This is a genomic window from Candidatus Woesearchaeota archaeon (genome assembly GCA_016187565.1).
Classification (GTDB): domain Archaea; phylum Nanobdellota; class Nanobdellia; order Woesearchaeales; family JACPJR01; genus JACPJR01.
The window spans coordinates 11,879-31,539 of the sequence record JACPJR010000003.1 but is presented as its reverse complement, the minus strand read 5'-3'; the positions used below and the strand labels follow the sequence as shown (position 1 = coordinate 31,539).

15 protein-coding genes and 2 tRNA genes are annotated in these 19,661 nt (G+C 41.8%); 8 read left to right on the top strand and 9 right to left on the bottom strand.

The window, feature by feature from the left end; all coding sequences use genetic code 11:
* Positions 1-285: 285 nt before the first annotated feature.
* Together HYW21_00565 and HYW21_00560 are read right to left on the bottom strand one after the other, a co-directional pair.
* A complete protein-coding gene (locus HYW21_00565; protein MBI2547821.1) occupies positions 286-2,145 on the bottom strand; it encodes a nucleotidyltransferase domain-containing protein in 1,860 nt (619 codons plus the stop codon).
* A gap of 105 nt (positions 2,146-2,250) precedes the next feature.
* Entirely contained in the window at positions 2,251-2,892 is a 642-nt protein-coding gene (locus HYW21_00560; GenBank protein ID MBI2547820.1) for a hypothetical protein, read from the bottom strand.
* Between the two features lie 159 nt (positions 2,893-3,051).
* Between HYW21_00560 and HYW21_00555 the strand changes: the two genes are divergently transcribed.
* Positions 3,052-3,912 (top strand): hypothetical protein, encoded by an 861-nt coding sequence (locus tag HYW21_00555; protein MBI2547819.1) that lies wholly within the window; start codon positions 3,052-3,054, stop codon positions 3,910-3,912.
* Positions 3,913-3,981: 69 nt separating this feature from the next.
* Here HYW21_00555 and HYW21_00550 read toward each other — a convergent pair whose 3' ends face one another.
* Entirely contained in the window at positions 3,982-8,889 is a 4,908-nt protein-coding gene (locus tag HYW21_00550) for a fibronectin type III domain-containing protein (GenBank protein MBI2547818.1), read from the bottom strand.
* Entirely contained in the window at positions 8,886-10,751 is a 1,866-nt protein-coding gene (locus HYW21_00545; GenBank protein MBI2547817.1) for a hypothetical protein, read from the bottom strand. The genes HYW21_00550 and HYW21_00545 overlap by 4 nt, the downstream gene beginning before the upstream one ends.
* Positions 10,752-10,976: 225 nt before the next feature.
* On the opposite strand from HYW21_00545, the gene HYW21_00540 reads away from it, so the two are divergent.
* Positions 10,977-11,906 (top strand): transcription initiation factor IIB, encoded by a 930-nt coding sequence (locus HYW21_00540; protein MBI2547816.1) that lies wholly within the window; start codon positions 10,977-10,979, stop codon positions 11,904-11,906.
* A gap of 4 nt (positions 11,907-11,910) precedes the next feature.
* Here HYW21_00540 and HYW21_00535 read toward each other — a convergent pair whose 3' ends face one another.
* Genes HYW21_00535 through HYW21_00520 form a run of 4 tightly spaced genes read right to left on the bottom strand, consistent with a single transcriptional unit; the run spans position 11,911 to position 14,533 of the window.
* The gene (locus HYW21_00535; GenBank protein MBI2547815.1) at positions 11,911-12,624 is read right to left on the bottom strand and encodes an HAD family hydrolase; all 714 of its coding nucleotides are present in this window, start codon (positions 12,622-12,624) and stop codon (positions 11,911-11,913) included.
* Complete coding sequence (locus tag HYW21_00530; protein MBI2547814.1) at positions 12,599-13,147, bottom strand: nucleotidyltransferase domain-containing protein; 549 nt, start codon at positions 13,145-13,147, stop codon at positions 12,599-12,601. The genes HYW21_00535 and HYW21_00530 overlap by 26 nt, the downstream gene beginning before the upstream one ends.
* 55 nt (positions 13,148-13,202) lie before the next feature.
* Positions 13,203-13,511 (bottom strand): MGMT family protein, encoded by a 309-nt coding sequence (locus HYW21_00525; protein MBI2547813.1) that lies wholly within the window; start codon positions 13,509-13,511, stop codon positions 13,203-13,205.
* 29 nt (positions 13,512-13,540) lie between these two features.
* Positions 13,541-14,533 carry a phosphoribosylaminoimidazolesuccinocarboxamide synthase gene (locus tag HYW21_00520; protein MBI2547812.1) on the bottom strand — a complete coding sequence of 331 codons (993 nt, stop codon included), beginning with the start codon at positions 14,531-14,533 and terminating at the stop codon, positions 13,541-13,543.
* 152 nt (positions 14,534-14,685) lie between these two features.
* On the opposite strand from HYW21_00520, the gene HYW21_00515 reads away from it, so the two are divergent.
* Complete coding sequence (locus HYW21_00515; GenBank protein ID MBI2547811.1) at positions 14,686-15,285, top strand: hypothetical protein; 600 nt, start codon at positions 14,686-14,688, stop codon at positions 15,283-15,285.
* 51 nt (positions 15,286-15,336) lie between these two features.
* Here the strand turns inward: HYW21_00515 and ftsZ are convergent, their stop codons facing one another.
* Positions 15,337-16,395, bottom strand: a complete 1,059-nt coding sequence (ftsZ, locus tag HYW21_00510; GenBank protein MBI2547810.1) for a cell division protein FtsZ — start codon at positions 16,393-16,395, stop codon at positions 15,337-15,339.
* A 222-nt stretch (positions 16,396-16,617) separates the two neighbouring features.
* Here ftsZ and HYW21_00505 point away from each other — a divergent pair.
* The 5 genes from HYW21_00505 to HYW21_00485 all read left to right on the top strand — a co-directional run bounded on the left by HYW21_00505 (position 16,618) and on the right by HYW21_00485 (position 19,616).
* A tRNA-Lys gene (locus tag HYW21_00505) sits at positions 16,618-16,715 on the top strand.
* A gap of 92 nt (positions 16,716-16,807) precedes the next feature.
* A tRNA-Glu gene (locus HYW21_00500) sits at positions 16,808-16,910 on the top strand.
* Positions 16,911-16,985: 75 nt separating this feature from the next.
* The gene (locus HYW21_00495; protein MBI2547809.1) at positions 16,986-18,221 is read left to right on the top strand and encodes a site-specific integrase; all 1,236 of its coding nucleotides are present in this window, start codon (positions 16,986-16,988) and stop codon (positions 18,219-18,221) included.
* Positions 18,218-19,273 (top strand): putative DNA binding domain-containing protein, encoded by a 1,056-nt coding sequence (locus HYW21_00490; protein ID MBI2547808.1) that lies wholly within the window; start codon positions 18,218-18,220, stop codon positions 19,271-19,273. Before HYW21_00495 ends, HYW21_00490 begins: the two co-directional genes overlap by 4 nt.
* Positions 19,248-19,616: a hypothetical protein gene (locus HYW21_00485; protein ID MBI2547807.1), complete on the top strand. Its 369-nt coding sequence runs from the start codon at positions 19,248-19,250 to the stop codon at positions 19,614-19,616. The genes HYW21_00490 and HYW21_00485 overlap by 26 nt, the downstream gene beginning before the upstream one ends.
* Positions 19,617-19,661 lie beyond the last annotated feature (45 nt).

The following is a 19,661-nucleotide window of genomic DNA, read 5'->3' as shown; positions in this document are numbered from 1 at the left end:
AAAATTAGCAATTTACTAATTATAGTGTAACAATTAGTATATAAATGTTTAGTTTTGGGTAGCTTCATCCAACAATTCGCTAACGCTCAAGTTAACAGCTTCAAAGTCCTCTCTGTTGTTTATGATCGCCGACATTCCCCGTAAGGGACATCCCCCTTGTCGGTTGGATTCAATAATGTGATGGGACTTTGATTTGAGGCTGCTAACCTTTTTTTGGATGAAGCCGTTTTGGGTGTACAACTAGGTAATCAAGAGAGGATAATGCACGAGAAATAATGACTATCACTAATACCGAACAGCGATTTCAACATCCTTGCCAAAGATCTGACGCAAGTTTTCAAACAAGGGTTCTTTGATGAATGACTTGGTTGGGATCTGAATCTTGGTAAGGACTTTTTCGAGTTCTTCTAGGCTAGCTTTTTCCGTTGTTCCTAAACTACCATCCTCATGAATAGGTGCTTTAGAGATTTCTTTTTCTTCATGATCAATATCATGGATGATATAGGCTATTTTGTCGAGCAGAATAACCTCGCCATAACGACTGCCATGCTTTACCCGAATCTTTGCTCGCTCCAATTCTCTGCCACGGGCACGCTGGAGATGTTCAATCATGTATTTGATGAATTCATTGGCTGTTTTCTTGATTTTCTCGACTTCTGTTCTGGTTAACTTATTCTCATCATAGTCATCTTTTGCCTTGAGAATGGACTCTAAGATACGAAGATACTTCTCTGGCATGGTTCCTCGATGGATAACTTCAGATTCAAAGATATCAACAATTTCTGTATCTTTTACCTTTTCAACGCCCTCAAGCTTGAGGACATCACGAATCATCGAAACCGTTGTTTCATAGGTGTGGACAATGCTCTCCTGTTCCTTGATTTTATCGATCTGCTTGAAAAGTCGTTTAATACGCTTGAGATATTTCTCTGCGTTCTTGAGGAGCTCATCAACTTCCTTACCAGTTAAGTCATTCTTGGTGCCATGCTCAATATCCTTACGCAACTGGATATTATACTCAAGAATTTTGACATATTCTTCCTCGAGCAACTTTTCTTTCTGGACAAAGATCTCATGCATTAATTTGGCCGTTTCCCTCGGAGCCGGTGGTGGGACACCATGAAGCATTAAGGCTGCCTGTGATGGGGTGAGGATCGCATAATAGGTATCTTCCATCCCCATTTCCTTGAGTTTGAAATGGACTCGTTGCAGCATCTGTTCACCAGAATTCATGAACATCTCAATTGCTTCTTGGGACGGTTTGATCTTTCCCATCTTGAGCAACTGTTTCCAGGGCATGAAGATACCTCGATCATAAAAGGGGACACCGTCTCTAAGTAAGGTAAAGATAATAGGATTTGCCTCTTTCAAACTCTCCCAGAAATCCGTGAGAATATAGACTTGAATATTGAGTTTGTTTCTGATGCCTGTCATGTCACCAGCTTCAATACCCATGCCGATAATGATTGCCCTGAGCTTATCTTTGAGTTCTGCTCTGGTCATTTTCTTAACGTCAGTATCATCGATGACAATCCAGACGTCAATATCAGAGGTTTTAGTTGCTCTGCCCTGAACAAGGGATCCTGCAAGCACATAGCTCACAATGTATTTTTCAAACTTTTTAAGAACCATACTCTTGTGGAGCTCAGCAATCTTAATGGCTTGGAGCATTCCGGTATCATGCAACGGAGCTGCAAGAGAGACGAGCTGTAAAAGATCATACTTTCCGTCATAACAGCTCTGCCAGAGTTCTGATATAAGAATTGCTTCAGGATAGATATTCTTATCAATCTCCTGAGCCATGGTATCCATAATGGTTAAGAGTTTGTTTTTTAGCTCTCCCTTGGTCATGCGTTTACTATCAGCATCATCAACAAGAACAAGCACATGGATACGGTTTTTATCAGGAGCTGGTTGACCTTCAACGGGTTTTGGTGGCGGTAATAAGGCAATACCCATGACATATTTGTCAAACTTTTCCAAAACCCTCTTCTGAAAGGTGTCAAGCTTTATCTTAATCTCTTTGAGTTTTTCCTGTGCATCTTTGGGTAACTTTGCCAGCATCTCTTGTTCTCTGAGCTTGGCCTCGCGTTCCTCAGGAGTCTCTTCCTGCTTTTCCTCGTGCTCTTTCTTCTCTTTGGTCATGGTATTTCTCGCACACCCAGAAACAAGAGCGACAACTCAGTCCTTATTTATAAACATGTCGTTTTAGCGAAGAGAACAAAGATAAAGAAAAAGATTTCAAACTACTCAACGATGACCCTCAGGTTCTGCTTTATAAACCGGCTTTCTTGGTGCATGGCGGGCCATCTCTCCTGTTAAAGCTTCATAACTCCCTTGCACATGTTGCAAGATTTTATCTGGTGCTTTGAGATCCCTTACTCGATCTTCCACTGATGCTGCGTAACGATCACCACCCGCAGTTCGATAGAGGTCAAGAACAAGGTTCTGCGCAACTTCATGACCTTTATCATAAGCAACATTCGAGATAGATCCTGCGATATGATCTGATAATTGACTATGAAGCCTTGATTGAAAATTAAGAACAATTCTTCCAATATCTTGGGAAGATATAGATTTTCCGTATGCAATTAAGTCCTTGATAACATGCTTAGGAAGCCCATATTTACCCAACAACACTTCTTTGCTTAAACCTTCAGCTCTCGTACCAATGCTTTGCTTAATAAACTCCACAACTTCATCTGAATGAAAGAAATTAACAATCTCATCAAGTGTTTTCTTATCAACTTCCTTACCAACCCACCCCTTTCTTAATGCCTCTGCCTCAAGCCTATCATGGTAGTGCTGTGAGATGGTGTATGCTTCCTCAAATTGTTTTACAAGAGGATGTTTTTCATAATTTCCGCCATGTGCATCGTGAGAAGCTGTCATAGACATCACCATTATGGATTCAATAGAAGTAATAGATACGAACTTTCTTATAAATCTTTCGGTTTTAACTACGGGGGAATAGAGAAAAGAGTCGGTTTTACCACCGATACGTGACTGAATTTCATAATCTTTTTAAATACAGACTACTTCACGAGCCCTATGACCTTGTACAATATCGTTCAAAATCTCAGTCATGCGTATAGCGCTATTCCTGAGCAAGGATGTTGTTGGCGCTACATGGCCATGCCCACCCATAACCTTGATGCAAACCCAAACCGCACGTATGTCATGGCTTATCCCGATGATACGTCATTACTCTATGGAGGAAATGCATGGAGGAATCAGGGGTGGTACACACGGGCCGTTACTGATGTAATGCAGGAATTCAAAAACCACTATTTAACGACAGCACAACCGTTCATTGATAAATTGAAGAGTTATGGGTTGAAATTTACTGGAAAGATAAAAGGGTATGGCGTGGTAGATACTTTAGAGAATAGAGCCATCGCTGGAGTTGCCCATGATGAGGCAACAGGAAATAAATTTCTCGTTGTTTCAGCAAACTTTCGCAAAACTGTCGAAGCTATGGGCAGATCGCTAGGCCTGGGTTATGAAAGGATGAAAGCATATGCGTTTAATCACGAACTAGTACACATGTTCGGTGTAAAGAAAGAACGAGCTCTTGAAGCACTTTCTGTACGAGCCTATACCGAACTTGCTCGAGAAGCCTTGGCCCAAGGAAAAACTGCATTAGCAAAGACCTATGCGACCTTTGCAGCGCTCTGTAAACAACGATACCATGATGTTGAACACAACTACGGAACGCTTGATGCCTTTACTGCTTCTCAAGATAGTCGTGCTAAGGGAAGATCTGCAAAGGAAGGTGCACGAGCTACAGCACAAGGCCTCGAAGCACTCCTCAAGGAAGAAGGAGATAGTGAAGGAGAATCAGAGGACGGAGAAGCTAGCGAAGGAGCAGAGAGTACTGGAGAAAGTGGAGGAGGGGATGGTGGAGAATAGATAGGTGTCGATAACTATCTTCATTTAATCAGTCCATGTCGTTTAGCAATATCTTTCTTAAGAGTATATCTACGGTCTGTCCACAACCACATGATCAACCTTGGCAATGCCTTCTCCCACATTGTTCTTTACCACAGCATACAGCGTTACTTGATCCTGATTGTTAAATGCAACCAGTGCACCTGTGTTGAGTCTACAGGTAAAGGTTCCGGTCTTACTCGTGATAGGGTTAGGGGGAGGATTCACCGCTGGGCTACATGTTGCATCCAGTCGTTGATCCTTGCGGTTAACCGCAATGGTAATCATGTCTGCGGCTATCGTGTTACATTTATCAAAAGTGTTGACCACCACAGCGTTCTTCTCTCTGAGTTTGTAATATTGCCCAGGCCAGACCAGATCCACGCTCGGCTCTTTGTTGCCATTCGGACAGTTGAGATCATTCACGTAGTTGAATAGGGTAACAATGGTTTGATTCTTTCCATCGTAGAGTAATGGCTTGTTCTCCTCATCGAGCAAGGTCAACTCGAGTTTGTACTGTCCATCTGCGTATTGCAACCCGGTTAAGCCACTTGCAGGCTTTGCAAAGCTCCCGCTGTAATACTTACTCTCATCAGTATCAGTACCAACATTGACAACGACATTTTGTGCTGAAGTACTCAAGGTAGTCTTGAAATAAGTAACCTTTCTTTTTTCTCCGGTGTTAATGCATTCTATCTTCCTTATTTTGGATGTTGAATCTGGAGTCTCGCTGCAAGAAACCATGCCATCATTATTTGGCTCAAGTCTTGGCTTTTGGGTGTCAGGTGTCATTTGGACGGTCACATCGTGCACAGGAATACCTGCAGTATCTTGTTCGTAATCTTTGATGGTCATAAGGAGCTTTCCATTTTGGGCAAGCTCAATGTTCTTATCACTCAACGGCACTTCCAATGGCCAATCTCCACCAACGCCTACCTGTATCTTCTCAAAATCAACGATTTTTACATTTGCTATGCCCTCTCCCTCAAAGGTTTCCGACGTCGTTGTGCTATCAGTACTATTGATAACCATAATGGATGTTGTTTTTTCATCAGGATTCGGGAAGGCAGAGCCTGGCTGCTTGTGGAGCACTGACTGTAATTTCAGTTCCCGATTTTCCTTAAAATAATTATTGATATTTCTCAGGGTTAGCTTAACCACGAGTGGATTTCCATTGTAATAGGTTGGCACTTTCGGGCTTCGTTCTGAAAGTAAGTTTGGCCCCAAAACTTGAATCGTGCCAAACTCATCCTGACCAAAGTTTTCACAGACAAACGCAGGAGGAAGAGGAGTAAAATGACACTGCTCGATCAAACATCCTTTTTTCTTGATGTTTTCGGTCTGGGTATATTGTTTGAGTTGATCACCAACTTTAAAGGTAGCGGTAAAGTCAAGTTGATTGTACCAGAGCTGTGCATCTTCCATGGGCAAATTCCTGGTTACTTGAACACTCTGTCCCTCACCAACAGCACCAGGCAAGCGCATCTCATAGACCTTTCCATCTTTGGGACAGAAATTACCACAAACACTGTCCTCTTTATCAGGATCACACCACAAACGGACTTCATAATCAATACGCTGGCCTCCTGAGAGAATGCCGAGAGTATAGAGGTATTCAACAGTAATGCCACCACTAAAGGGATTATAGGCAGTGATTCTGCTGCTGGGCATTAATGGACCAAACATAGGTTCGACAGGCTGACGGAAGCTCGCTAAGACTGAATCGGCAAGCGAACTCCAATCTGCCGTAATAGCTGCAATGCAGGCAGACTTAATGAATTTATCAGGACCAAGCCCGAACTGGTTGGTAAACACGCCTCTATAACGATTTGCCATATTCTCTTGAATTTCATGAACGCGTTTCTTGGTTCCTTCAGCATTGATATCCTCTCGAGTATCGCCACCAAAGTCAAGCAGTCTTCCCTCTTTTGTATTTTCCAAAACAAATCCTATGGCATAGTACAACAGATCACAGGAGTACTGGGCAAACAAGCGTTCACAGTAGGCTCCATTAATCTCTCCTAGTTGGGCTTGGACAAGACACTGACGCATGCCATAGACCACATCATGGAGTTTTTCCAAATTTCCCCATATGCCGGTAACGCAACCACAACGGGTTGAGGCAATGATATCTTCATAGGGATTAAGGCTACGTGCTGTCGAATCAGGCCAACATTTGGAGATATCATAATTTCCCTTCGGAGGAAACTCTGGCTGGTAACAAACACCATAACTTGAATCTACGCTTATTTGTGCAGGGTCAAAACTACCTTGCTCTACATTGGTACACTTCAGGTCAGTGGTAGCATCAGTGATGGTTCCACCATTCATAACCAGTTTTACACTCTCTTTTTTTTGCCCTTGGGTAATGACCTCAAGCACATACTCATGGTCAGGGCATTCCAAGCGTAAACCACTGGCAGCCTGATAGGATTGCTGACCCGTATGTTTAACCGTAATAACCTGGCCATCAGTGTTTTTCAATTGTCCGGTAGATTTTGCTCCTTGCAATGCTTGAAATTGTTGACAATCCGGAGGGACACTCGGACAAGCAACTCGATCACAGCTCCAGTAGATCGCCTTTAATGCCGTGTCTGACTTATCAAGGAATCCCCAGGTCATTGTTGCAATACAACCGCCAAGACCAACAAGCGTTCCCCATTTTGCCCATTCAATAGCAGTCTCAAGCCCTTCTAAGGTATCATCAAGTACCTTAATTGATTTGTTGATAAACTCAGGGGATAACCATGTTGAAGCATCAAAAGGAGTTTGTAAATTGACCTGACTTTCAACAAAGACATGCTCTTGTTGCTGTACCTGGATCTCAGGGATAGTATATCCTATTTGCGCTTTGAAGTCAAAGAGTAACTGATTACCTTCCAGATCCTCCACAAAAGCCTCACCAATGGCTTGTTCTTCAATCTCGCCAAGGAGTTGCTCTAAACTGCCGCTCCACTGATTTACTCGTATCTTGGCAAAGACCACAAACTTGTTGTTTTCTTTATCGTAATGAACTACTTGATCTTCAGGATTACTGATGAGATCATTGTTCATTCGGTTGCCATTTTTCACCAGAACAACATTCACATTCTGGAGTTGTGAGGAATCCCCAGCAAGGTAGTAAAGGTCAAAAACAATACTGATAGTTACCGGACCTTGTTTTAAGTCAGTAAAGTACACTTCATTGGCAATCGTGCTTACCTTGCCCACGCTCCATTTACTACTACCAGAATCGAGGGTAACGGCTCTCCAGTCAGGTGCTCCTTGATTGCCAGCCTCATCAACAGGCAAGAACAAGATATCATTCTTCCCCTCTTGCAAGACGAGAAAACTGTTTTCCTCTTCCCAAACTTTAAACTGATCTTCAAAATTGCTGTACCCGAACTGGCCCTGTGCATCTGACTTAAATTCTCGTTGTCCCATGAGAAGATTGATCAGCTCTGAAGAACCTCCGGTAAGTTCCCATTCCGTATATTCATCAGGTCCTGGTCTTACGACAAAATACTTCCAGGGATCCTGTTCTACGTCAGTACTGAGGTGAGTCCTATTTCCAAAATTGATGCTGAAGATAGTGACAAAGGGTTCTGAGGTGTTGCCCTTAATAGGGACAAAGACATTGTGAAAGTTCTCTTTTTCCAGGTCAGGATAGATCTGCACAATACGGGGAGCTTGAGTATCTACACTGATGATTTGGTTATAACGTGCACTATTCCCTGCCAAATCCAACGCAAGAATAGTAAGATTAAAGCTTCGTTGGCCACCTGCACCAAGCAGGATCGAGGTATTAAAGTAACCACTCCCATTCGTTGGTAACACGGTTTCTTGAGCAAGTTGTGTTACATTGCCAACAATCTCAGCAACAAGTGCTTTCACCATCGCATTGTCAGTTGCTGTTCCCTGGAGAAGGAGTGTGGGCGTATTGACGCTACTCTTCAACGGCTCTAAGTACAACAAAGGAGGTTGGACATCAACCGTCACATTGAGCCATGCATAGCCTTTGTTGTTATGACTATCTTTAGCAGTAACTTGGATGGTATTCAATCCTTCATCCAAAATAATGGTTCCATTAAAGAGTCCTGTTGTATTGGTCTTGATAAAAAAGAGGTCTGTTTCTAAGATGCGTGAGGCAACTCCTCTATTGTTAACAAAAAACTGGACCTCGGCATCAGCAATGGTTTTTCCCGAAATCCTGAAACGGTTATTATTGGTCAATAAAGGTAAGGGATCTACGGTTATGGGTACTATGGCAGGAGCAAGGGTGTCAACAAAGTACAGCAATCCTTGGTTATCATCAGACAACGTAACAATGCCATCACTTGACTGAACAGTGTAGTAATAGCGTGTATCGTTCTGCAAGCCAGTTACGGTAACCGTATGATTCAGCGTTAGTGTATTATCGCCTGCAACCAATCCCAATGATTTATTGGTGCCATACAAGACCGTGCTATTCGCAGGTGCATTGGTCTGCCAAAAAATAAGAACACTCTCTTGAGTAATGTTTTGAGCCTGGACATTGCTCAACGTACTTAAATGAGATTGTGCTGGTGGATTACTTGTTGTAAAGCTATAGTATGACCCACTATTATTGGCAACAGCAGTTTCAGATCCGTTACTGGACTGCAAAAAATAGTAATACAAGGTAGTCGGCTGCAAATTGTTGAGCATGACTGAATGATTCAGAACATGCTGATTTGCTGTTTGCGATTGAAAACCCTGACTGGTGTTCGTTGTATAAAACAGGCCTGAATCTGCTGCTGTACTCGTTGTCCAATTCACCACAACACGGGTGTCAGTAATGCTGAGATCACTCGGAGAAGTATGCTGAATCAAGAGTTCTGCCTGGGTAAGTGGCAAAAGGATAATGAGTAAAACAACCCATACACTCGCTATTTTTTCCAGTTTTTTACTTACTTTCTTCCCAAAACCCTGCACGTTCCAATCCTGTCGTTGCTGCATCATTGTATGCTTGGTTGGTACTCTCCTGATAACGGTTCAACCACGGTTACCCAGTATTGAGCAAATGAAGAAACATTCAGCGGCATAATCTTCATCGAAAGGACATCAAAATATACCTTTTCTGCGCTCAAGAGTTCATTTCTGGTTACGGTCCAATTCTCAAGATACAAACCACCAATCAGTTCGTCATCACGCAGCAACTTGATGTCAACGGTATACGTACTATCATCCAGCAACAAGGAAAGTTCGCTATAATCCGGCCCTTCAGTAGGATAGTAGATACTCTGTTCAAAGTCATAATCTTTACTGGTAAGAGTCAAAAAGATATGCTCATTGTCCTGCAACGTCCTTAACTGAGGTGTCCAGCCATCATGGTTAATGAGCGTAAACCCATAGTCCAGCTTTTGTAAGGGTACCATCTGAAGCTTAACGTTCTGGATCTGCTCTTCGTCGGTTATCGTTACCGTGCTTACATTCTCAAGATAACCTTCTTTTTCAGCTTTAAGCCAGCCATTCACACAAAAGGGGAAAGAAGCATGCAGGGACGGCCATCCTCCCGTAGGATATCCCTGAAATAAGGGTGTTTTTGTTTTACCGAGGTTACAGACAAAACCAACACACTGATAGCTGAGATTAACATCCTCAAGCATATTGCCAGTAATGGCATCCTGGGCAAAAACCTCCACCTCTTTAATACCCTCGGCACAATAATCATCGCTCGTTATAGACCTGAATTCGTCACTCACCGTGTATAAACTCCGTTGACGGTCTGGCTGGTTCTTGTCAACTAACACCGGAGTGACAAAATGAAAGAGATAGGGCTTTTCTGGATCTTGCTTATCCGTAATGATAAATACTAAAGGATACTCAACACTATAAAAATGATGGTAGAGTTTCAGACAAGTGCCTACGAGAGGAATAGCAAGAGGAATAGCCTTGACCTGATCTCCTCGGCTGGGATAGACATCAACCGTCATGCCAAAGTTATCATCGTAAAAAGGTGTAACACTCATCTTATCGTAGGTTCGATTGGAAACCGTAAAGTGATACTGCTTTTGAAAGTAGGGTATGCCTGAATCCAGGTAAGAGGTTCCTGCAAAGGTCAGATAATGCATATTGTACTTCACCAGATTCTGGAGATAAGGTTTTATCTCAAGCTGCTCGCTCCAGACTTTCTCCCGACAGGTTGGATATAATCCTTCAAAGGGTAAATCAGAACTCGCTATCTGGTCAATGGTAAGCTCTTCAAGAAAAAATGCCTCGTTTTCAAGCTCCATGATCCCTTTTGCAAGATCGTATGCTAAACCAAGACGGAAAGGCACTGCAGTAATGAATTTGCTCCACGCTACTGCTTCAGTCTCTTTGAGATTTCTAATCTGTAACGGATAATCGAGCTCTACAATAACTTCTTCATCATTGATGCTAACTACCGTGCTTATATTTCCCTTAGGCGTCACCAGAAAAAGATCGTTGAAATCTGCAAAACTCCGTAAACATCCAGGAAGCTCTGCAGTAATCTGAGATGCCAAGTCTTGAGCCATTGCTGTACGGGAGGGCATCCTATTTTTTCCTTTGTAGTACCAATAAGGAAGTTTCATGCCACCAACACTCAAATACGCAAAAGGATCAAGATCAATTTCCTTAGGCAAGGTGAGATAACCACCCTGCATGCCAATGGTAATAACATTCCGCTCAGCAATAGTAGAGAGACAGGCTTCCACATAGGTTTTTACCGGAGCAATGCTTTCAGGAACTGTTCGCGGCTCGACAAAGAACTGGCCTTTGACAAAGAAATAGATACCTATGGCAAAAACAAGAAGGAAACCTACCAGAATAAATAACGTCACCTGACCCCTTTTTTGCATAATGCACAAGACTGAGAGGGGAGAATATTTAAACGTTTTGGTCGTAACGCCGGTCGCAACAACCCACCCTCTCTTCCATTGGAATAAATAACGTCGATACCAAGCGAAAGATTTAAATAGTTGATTACAATTCTCTTTATAAATTTAACGCAAAAATTGCTGGGGAGTACCGTCTATTTATTCGATACTATTCTCGATCTGGGGGAAACAGAAGGGTGATGGGCTATGTCAACATTTGTTAAAAAGTGTCCAGAATGTGGGGGGATTAATCTTTGGCTGAACAAAGAAAAAGGAGAGATCATCTGTAAAGACTGTGGTCTTGTCGTGGAAGAAAAGATGGTTGACTTCACGCAAGAATGGCGTGAGTTTGATTCTGATCAGGATGAACGGAGACGAAGAACAGGCGCTCCTATGACCTATACCCAGTACGACCAAGGTCTGGGTACAGAGGTTGGTAGGAAAGCAGACATCTATGGACTTGACGGAAAAGACCGCAATAAATTCTTCAGGCTCAGAAAATGGCAGTACCGTATTAGCACGGCTATTGAACGAAACCTCAAACTGGCATTGGCAGAATTGAAGCGAGTAAGTTCCTATTTAAAGCTCCCGAAATCTGTGGAAGAAGAGTCTGCACGAATCTATACGCTGGCGGTTCAGCGTGGTCTTGTCAGAGGAAGATCAATGGAAAGTGTTGTTGCAGGTGCTCTTTATGCAGCCTGTCGTCGCCATGATGTACCACGAACATTAGATGAACTCTCTGAAGCTTCGGGCATTGAAAAGAAAGAAATTGGACGAACCTACCGTTTTGTCACCCGAGAACTAGGTATTACTATCTTACCAAGTAACCCTGCTGATTATATCGCACGGTTTGCCTCAGCCTTACGGTTGAATGCAGAAACTCAATCGAAGAGTATTGAAATTCTTGAACAGGCACAAAAGTCAGAGTTAACCTCAGGAAGAGGACCAACAGGAATTGCTGCTGCCGCTTTGTATGTCTCAGCCCTAATTCATGGTGAGAAACGGACACAGCGAGAGGTAGCTGATGTTGCTGGGGTTACCGAAGTAACTATTCGAAATAGATACAAAGAACTTCTGGATGAGCTCGATTTAGAGCGCGAAATCAAGAAAACCAAGAAAAAGAAACGCGGGGATTAACGATTCACTTAAAAAGGCTTAACAGGTCTTCAAAGTTCTTAAAAGAGTAATCTGCTTGGTCAGAAATACTCCATACTAAGCAGGTTTTCATCCCCACCTTTTTTGCAGGGAGGATATCTACGGTTACTCTATCACCCACATAGAGAATTTCTTCTGCAGGTACCTGTGAACGTTTTATCATTTCGTAAAAACCGTCCTGTGCTGGCTTTCTCTCTTGAATATCATCTCCGGTAACGATAAACGTAAACCAGGCCTTGTCTATGTCGATAAGCTGGAGTGTCTTGTCAACCCCCTCAGACCTGAGGTTAGTGAAAAGAGAGATAGGAACTTTGTCCTTTAATCTTTTCAAGGTTAGCGTGACGGCCTTTACCGGCTTGTAATAACGAGACTTGTCCAACTGACTAAAGCATTTCTGCCAGAAATCAGAAGGAAATCCAAGTGATCGAAAGACAGCTGAATTGCTTCCCTGCTTGGCATACAGCCCTTCAAACTCCGTCTTTAGTTTTTCAGTTAACGGTTTGCCAACAGCCTTGGCATAGGTCTCATAACGAAGCTGAGCATGCGCTTTAGTAAATGCGTCTGACCTTTTCACCAAGGTTCCATCAAGATCAAACCAAACATGCTTTATCTTGTGTTTCTTCAGGAAAATTCTTTCTACCATCAATCCATGGAGCTTTTTTTCTTTGTGTAACTTAACCAAAAAACCTATTTTTCTCATAGTAGATTTCAACTCCCTTAATAATAACATGATTCTTCTCTATCTCTTTTATTAATAGATTTTCTGGATTATACTTCCCCCTTTTGACACTAATCTTTGAGTATATAGATTCTATTTCTTCTTTTACTTTGTTGTCAGGAGTGTCTACATAGACGTCAATGTCACTTTCTTTGTTAGCAGTTCCTTTAGCATATGAGCCAAAAAGTACTGCAAGTGATATTTTCTCATGTTTCTTAATTTCCTCTATAATTCTTCGGAGGATTGGATATTTTTTCAGAATAATCAAGAGTTTATTTGCTTCTACGGTATATGCAAATTGCTTTGCCTCTAATGTTTTCTTAACGAAAATCACTTTGTTCCTGCCTTCATACTTAAAATCTACTATATTCTCTTTGCAGAGTTGGTCGACCTTCCTTGCAATAGTCGTCTGGTTAGTGTGGAGAAGCTTAGCCAGTGCTCTGATATGGTTTTCCGATTTCAAGAGTGCTTCAACAATGGCAAGGTTGTAATTATTACGTGACATATGTAACTTAATTGTTACAGAAGTATATAAACGTTTCGGCCCTTTGATTTAGACCTTAAGGTTTAACCGTGAAAAAATATGCTGACAGATCAAGATACCCGTTCTGGTCAATGGTAATGCCCTCCTTCTGTAGCATAGCTATTTTTTGGGGTGTGCCATGGGCAAAGCCGCCAACAAATCCTGTACTCGTAACAACACGATGACAGGGAACTTCCGGAGCGTATGGGTTTTTGTGAAGCGCAGTTCCTATAGCACGATATGCCTTTGTCCCTAATGCTTCTGCTAATGCCTTGTACGTGGTTACCTTCCCTGCAGGAACCTGACGAAGTAATGCATAGACGCTTTCTTCAAAGGGTGTTGGCATAGTATACTGGTCTCCTTGGTAACTGATCTTTACTTTATTCCAAGATTTCTTTTGATCCTTCCGATTACATCACCGACATCAGCTGAAAAGATCTGTCCAGTGATAAGCTCATACGCCTGGATATACCGTTTGGCTGCCTCGACACGGATATCATCTTGAAGTTGCGGAGGGGCTCCATCACCAATATACCCCTGATCAGCATACCATTTTCTGACGTACTCTTTATCAATTTTCTTCTGTTCCAATCCCTTGGTAAATCGCTCTTTGTATTCATCGGCAAACCAGAAGCGTGAAGAATCTGGGGTATGAATTTCATCCATTAAGCAAATAACCTTTCGCTTCTTTCCCTGAACATCTTTTTCTTCATAATAACCAAACTCATACTTAGTGTCTACAAGAATAATACCCTGTTTGGCTGCAAGTGCTGTTCCGCGTTCAAACAATTGAAAGCTTACCGATGTTAGTTGCGCAAACGTTTCTCTATCAATAAGCCCTCGCTGGACAATCTCTTCCGGACTAATCGATTCATCATGACCACCCTTTTCTGCCTTTGTTGTCGGAGTTAACATGGGCTTGGCAAACCTCTGATCTTTTTTCATCCCTTCAGGGAGTTTATTTCCACAAAACAAACGAACACCATTGCTATAGTTGTACCACACCGATGTTTTGGTAACCCCGGTGAGATAACCACGAACAACCATTTCAACAGGAAAAGACGTAAGTTCACGCACGACCATGACATTAGGATCTGGTGAGCTCAAAACATGGTTATTGATAATGTCTGTGGTATGCGCAAACCAAAACAATGCCATTTGGTTGAGCACCTGACCTTTGAAAGGAATGGTCCCTAAAACCACGTCAAATGCAGAGATTCTGTCCGTCGTAACAATAGTCCGCTCTTGCTTTCTCTCGTTACTATAATTGTCACGTACTTTCCCCTCGTATCTTTTTCCTAATTGGTCAAAATGAGTTTCCTTGAGTGTATATAGTAACTGCTTGTGTATATTTGCATCAGTAATCATGGCATCCAACCCTCCGTAGTATTGCGTCCACCAACTCACCTTTGTACTTATGATGAGATGGACAACACTATCCTATTTATATTTTTCTCATAAAATTAATAAAGTTTTTATAGAACATATCATTCATCGTTACTAGAGGTAAGGTGTTCTTTATGTGGAAAAAAATTGCGCATACTACAGAGTTCATGAGCTATGAACATGAACAGGGACAGGTAAGGGTCTATATTGAAGCCCGTCAAGATGAAACGAAACGATGGACTATCTTCAAAACCTACCGAACAGCTCAGACCACGAGCTGCAGCGAGGAATACAGTGCAGAGAGCAAAGAGGATGCTGAAGCACTTATCCAACGATTAATGAAAGAAAAGGTCCCATCTGCCGAACAGATTAATGAGTTGCAGAAACTTTCACATCAACGTTATCTTATCAAGGCATTTCGAGCGTATAAAGAGCCCGAAAGTGAAAAGTGGTTCTTTACCGTTGACCAGGAAAAGATTCCCAATATACTCATCGTACGGTATGCAGATCGGATTGAGATAGACATTGTGATGCACGAGAAATACAAGCCATTAGAAAAAAAGATTCTTCGTGAGATTACTGACATTCTTGGTACTGATGATATGGGGTTTGAAGTAGTGCAAGATATCTATTATTATGATAAGCACTCACACGTAAAGCGAATGCCAAAACATAAGATGGTCATTGGAAAAATAGAGATGGGTTTTACCTTAAATGAAGAAGAACAAGAATGATAAAGAATTATAAAACAAAAATAATAAAATTTAAAAAAAGAAATTTAATAATTAAATGAAGCTTATGCCTAATTCATCACTAAACTGTTCGCGCTCGCGGGCTTGCTGCTTCTGTTGGTGATGCTTGCCAAGGATCCAAGGGCTGCTCACTCCGGTGATTATTGTCATAACACACACCCTTCCTTTCATGTCGTCGTTGATACGAGCGCCCCAGATCACGTTGGCATCTTGATCAAGGTTGGCAGTAACAAGATCTCCAACCCTACTGACTTCTTCGAGGGTTAAGTCTGGGCCACCTTCAATGTGAATTAAAGCTCCAGTTGCTCCCTCGTAATTGATGTCCAGTAAGGGGTTACTTAATGCGCCTGTTACCGCTTCCTCGACTCTGTTGTTGGTATCGGATGCGCCAACACCAATTGCAGCAACACCCCCATCCGTCATGATAGCTTTGACATCAGCGTAATCAAGGTTAACGAGGCTTGGCACAGCAATGGTTTCAACGATTCCTCGAATCATGGTTGCAACAAGTTCATTGGCAACAGCAAAGGCCTGTTGTACTGGTAAGTTTCCTGCGATTTGTACCAGGCGATTGTTGTCGACAACAATAACCGTGTCAGAGACTTCACGCAATTGCTGGAGTCCGAACTCTGCCTTATCAATACGTGCACGTTCAACCTTGAAGGGCATGGTTACGGTACCTATAACAATACCGCCCGTGTCTTTTGCGATTTTAGCAACGACAGGAGCAGCTCCTGTTCCTGTACCACCGCCCATTCCTGCGCAGATAAAGACCATATCAGATCCTTGAAGGCTCTCCTTAAGCTGCTGGATGCTCTCCTGTGCAGCCTGTGTTCCTTTCTGTGGGTACCCGCCACAGCCAAGGCCTCTGGTTAGGCTTTGTCCTATGAGGAATTTACGATCGGCACAGGTAAGTTCAAGATGCTGCTGATCAGTATTACATGCGATAATTTCTGCTCCCTTGACACCTTTGTTGTAGAGCCAGTTAACCATGTTACTCCCTGCCCCACCAACACCAATAACCTTTATATAGGCTTGTCCGACTTCCTTAAGCTCATTTTGAGCCGTAGCTTGCTTTGCGTTGAAATCCATACATACACACCTCTTTGCTTGTTTTCTGAGTATATTTCAGTTTCTTGTACCAAAGAGGTACTTGTATATAAATGTTACGTTTTCGTATACTGTTATAGGTTTTATGAGAAAGGTATCCATTCGTGAAACTGATTATGGTAACGAGAGAATACGGTTGCTCTACTCCTCTACGTACTGAAAACCTAAATCTTTTAATAGAAGCTCAACTTCGCCGCAATTAAAGGGCTCATAGCTCAGTCTGGTTAGTAGCGTCCGGCTCTTAAGAGCTTATCGAGCACAAAGACACCGGAAGGTCGGGGGTTCGAATCCCCCTGGGCCCACTACATTTATATTCGATACGTGTAACCATGGCAAATCTGAGCAGAGGTGATAGAGCTGTGAGTTTCGCTAAGATCAAGCCCAGTTACCATATGCCCGATTAGTGTAGTCCGGCACAGGAATCGACAAGATCCCTGCGGGAACAATCATCTTGCCCTCTCGAGGCAAGGACGGGGGTTCAAATCCCCCATCGGGCATTCCATGTTTTCGTGATAATTCCCACAAGATTTAAATAGATAATGCTATTTTCTCTCTTTCTGAAGTGGTTTTCCATGAAATTAGACCCACATAAAAGCAGAGAAAAACATGAGAACTGGAAGAAGAAAGGTTACCCATTAGGGGGTCTTTCGACGTTCAATGCTCAGTTGTTAATAGAATATCTTTCTGATATGGAGCAAGGTTACAATACCCTCGGTAAAAAGCCCGTAAAACCTATTCGATTAATAAACCTGCGTCTCAGGTTGCATTGGATTTTAAACCAATTTCAACATGTTTATAAGAAGAATAAAGTCACGAACATTACCCAACGTGAAGCGGTTTCTTTCTTTAATGACTCCATGCGGAATGGAAAGATTACCACAAGAACGGGAAAAGTTTACACGTCTGTTGACAGCTATGCAAAGGCATTTACTGCTTTCTGGCATTGGTATCAGCGACGAGAAAACGAAAAGGGAAATACGGTGAAGGATATTACTACGTACATCGATAAATCACCTCCGGTTGATTCAACGTTTGTTTATTTTACGATCGATGATCTGCGAAAAATGGCAGAGCGTGCCAAATATGAATACCGCGTGCTCATGTGGTTTCTTTTTGATACAGGAATGCGTGCACCAACCGAACTGATGAATATCAAAATTGAGGATTTAACGTTAATGGAACGAGGAGACGACTATGAACTCAACATAAGGGACGAGATTTCTAAAACCTTTGGAAGACGAATAAAACTGTTATTATGTTCTCAACAGATTAAGGATTATATTAAAGATAAGAATCTCCAGCCAACGATGTACCTTTTTCCGATTGTTCCTCGTGTGGTCAATCAATATTTCAAAAACTTAGCAGTAAAGACACTAGGGAATGTAAAAACAAAGGCAGGGAAAATGACTTCTGAACTAACCATGTATGATTTCAGGCATTCCTCTGCTTGTTACTGGTTACCGAGATATAAAAACGAAAGCGCCTTGAAATATCGTTTTGGATGGAAGAACAATCAGATGGTTCACCACTACACAAAACTCCTTGGGATGAGTGATACGATTACGAAGGAAGATATGCTTATAGATGCCACTAGAAGCGACCTTGAACAGCAGTTGGCAAGAGAGAAACAAGAGCGAGAGATCATGAATGAAAAATTAGATGCGCAAAGTAAGCAATTGGAGAACGTACAAACGATGTTTCTGAAAGCACTGGCTGCAATGAATGCTCAAGATGCAAAGGAGAAACTCACACCAGATGTCTTAAAGAAGTTTTTAGAAATAAAGGAACAAGAGGTAAGACCTCAATGAAATTTAAAGAAAGCCAGACAGTTGAACTGAAAGAGTCCTTAGCAAGATTAAATGATGCTTTAGAGACAATTTGCTCTTTTTTGAACCATAGGGGAGGAACAGTCTACTTCGGTGTAAAAGATAAAGACGGAAAAGTTATTGGTACTACTGTCAGCGACACTAGCTTGCGAAAAATTTCACAACAGATCCATCAGCGGATCAAGCCAGAATTTAACCCTCAGATAAGAGAATTACAAGTAGAGGGTAAATCAATTATTGAAGTAAAGATTCCACAGGGCCCTAATAAACCTTATTTTCTGAATGGTATTGCTTATAGGAAGGTTGGTACTGAGAAAAGAATCATTCCTCCTGACGATCTGAAGAAGATGATCTTTGAGCAAAAACAGACTAAATGGGATGAAGAAATATGTAAGAGTGCCAGTTTACAAGACATTGATGAAAGGGCAATCAATGTATTCAGGGAAAGGTATGAAGAGATAAATAAGATCTCAGTAAAGGGGTCTAATACGGAATTACTTAAATCACTCAAATGCATAAGGGTAATCAACAAAAAGGTAAGGATTACCAACGCTGGTATTCTCTTATTCGGAAAAGAACCAAAGGCGTTCTTTCCTATGGATTATATTACCATGGTAAGATATCCTGGAGAGGAAAAAGCACAAACATATTCTGACATTAAGGATATTTATGGGAATTTATTTGATATTGTTGATTCTACAGACGAGTATATACGACAACACATTCAAGAGATTTCACAAGTGGTTGCAGGAAGTCTTGCGAGAAAAGTAATCCCGCAATACCCTTATTTCGCTATTAGGGAGCTGATAACGAATGCCGTTGTCCATAGAGATTATTCTAACATGGGTTCTAGAATAATTATTAGGATGTTTAAAGACAGAATAGAGTTTAATTCTCCAGGTGGTTTACCTGCTAATGTAACTCCTCAAAATATCGTGCATGAGCAATATTCAAGAAATCCAGTTATTGCAGATGTTTTTAATAGAGTTAAGTTTATAGAAAAATTAGGTGAGGGCTGGGATAAGAATTATTGATAGTGTCAAGGAGCATCCATTTAAACCAAAGCTTCCTGAAATAAGGGATACAGGAAATACTGTTATTGTTATCCTATTCAGCCCAAAAACAGAATTACTTGAGAAGACTGAGCCGATAATGAGCCGATATGAGCCGATAATGAGCCAATTAAACGAAAGACAGAAAGCAGCTTTGGAATATTTGTCGGTATCAAAAGAAATAGGAATGAAGATGTATGTAGAAATCGCTGAATGTTCTAAAGCAACCGCAAAAAGAGATTTGCATGATCTTGTATTAAAAGGAGTTATAAAGCAGAAAGGAACAGGGAGAGCAACTTACTATGTCTTACGGGATGTAAGTTAATTCTATTTGAGCCAAAACATTCCCATGGCTGTGGCGGTGAATCTA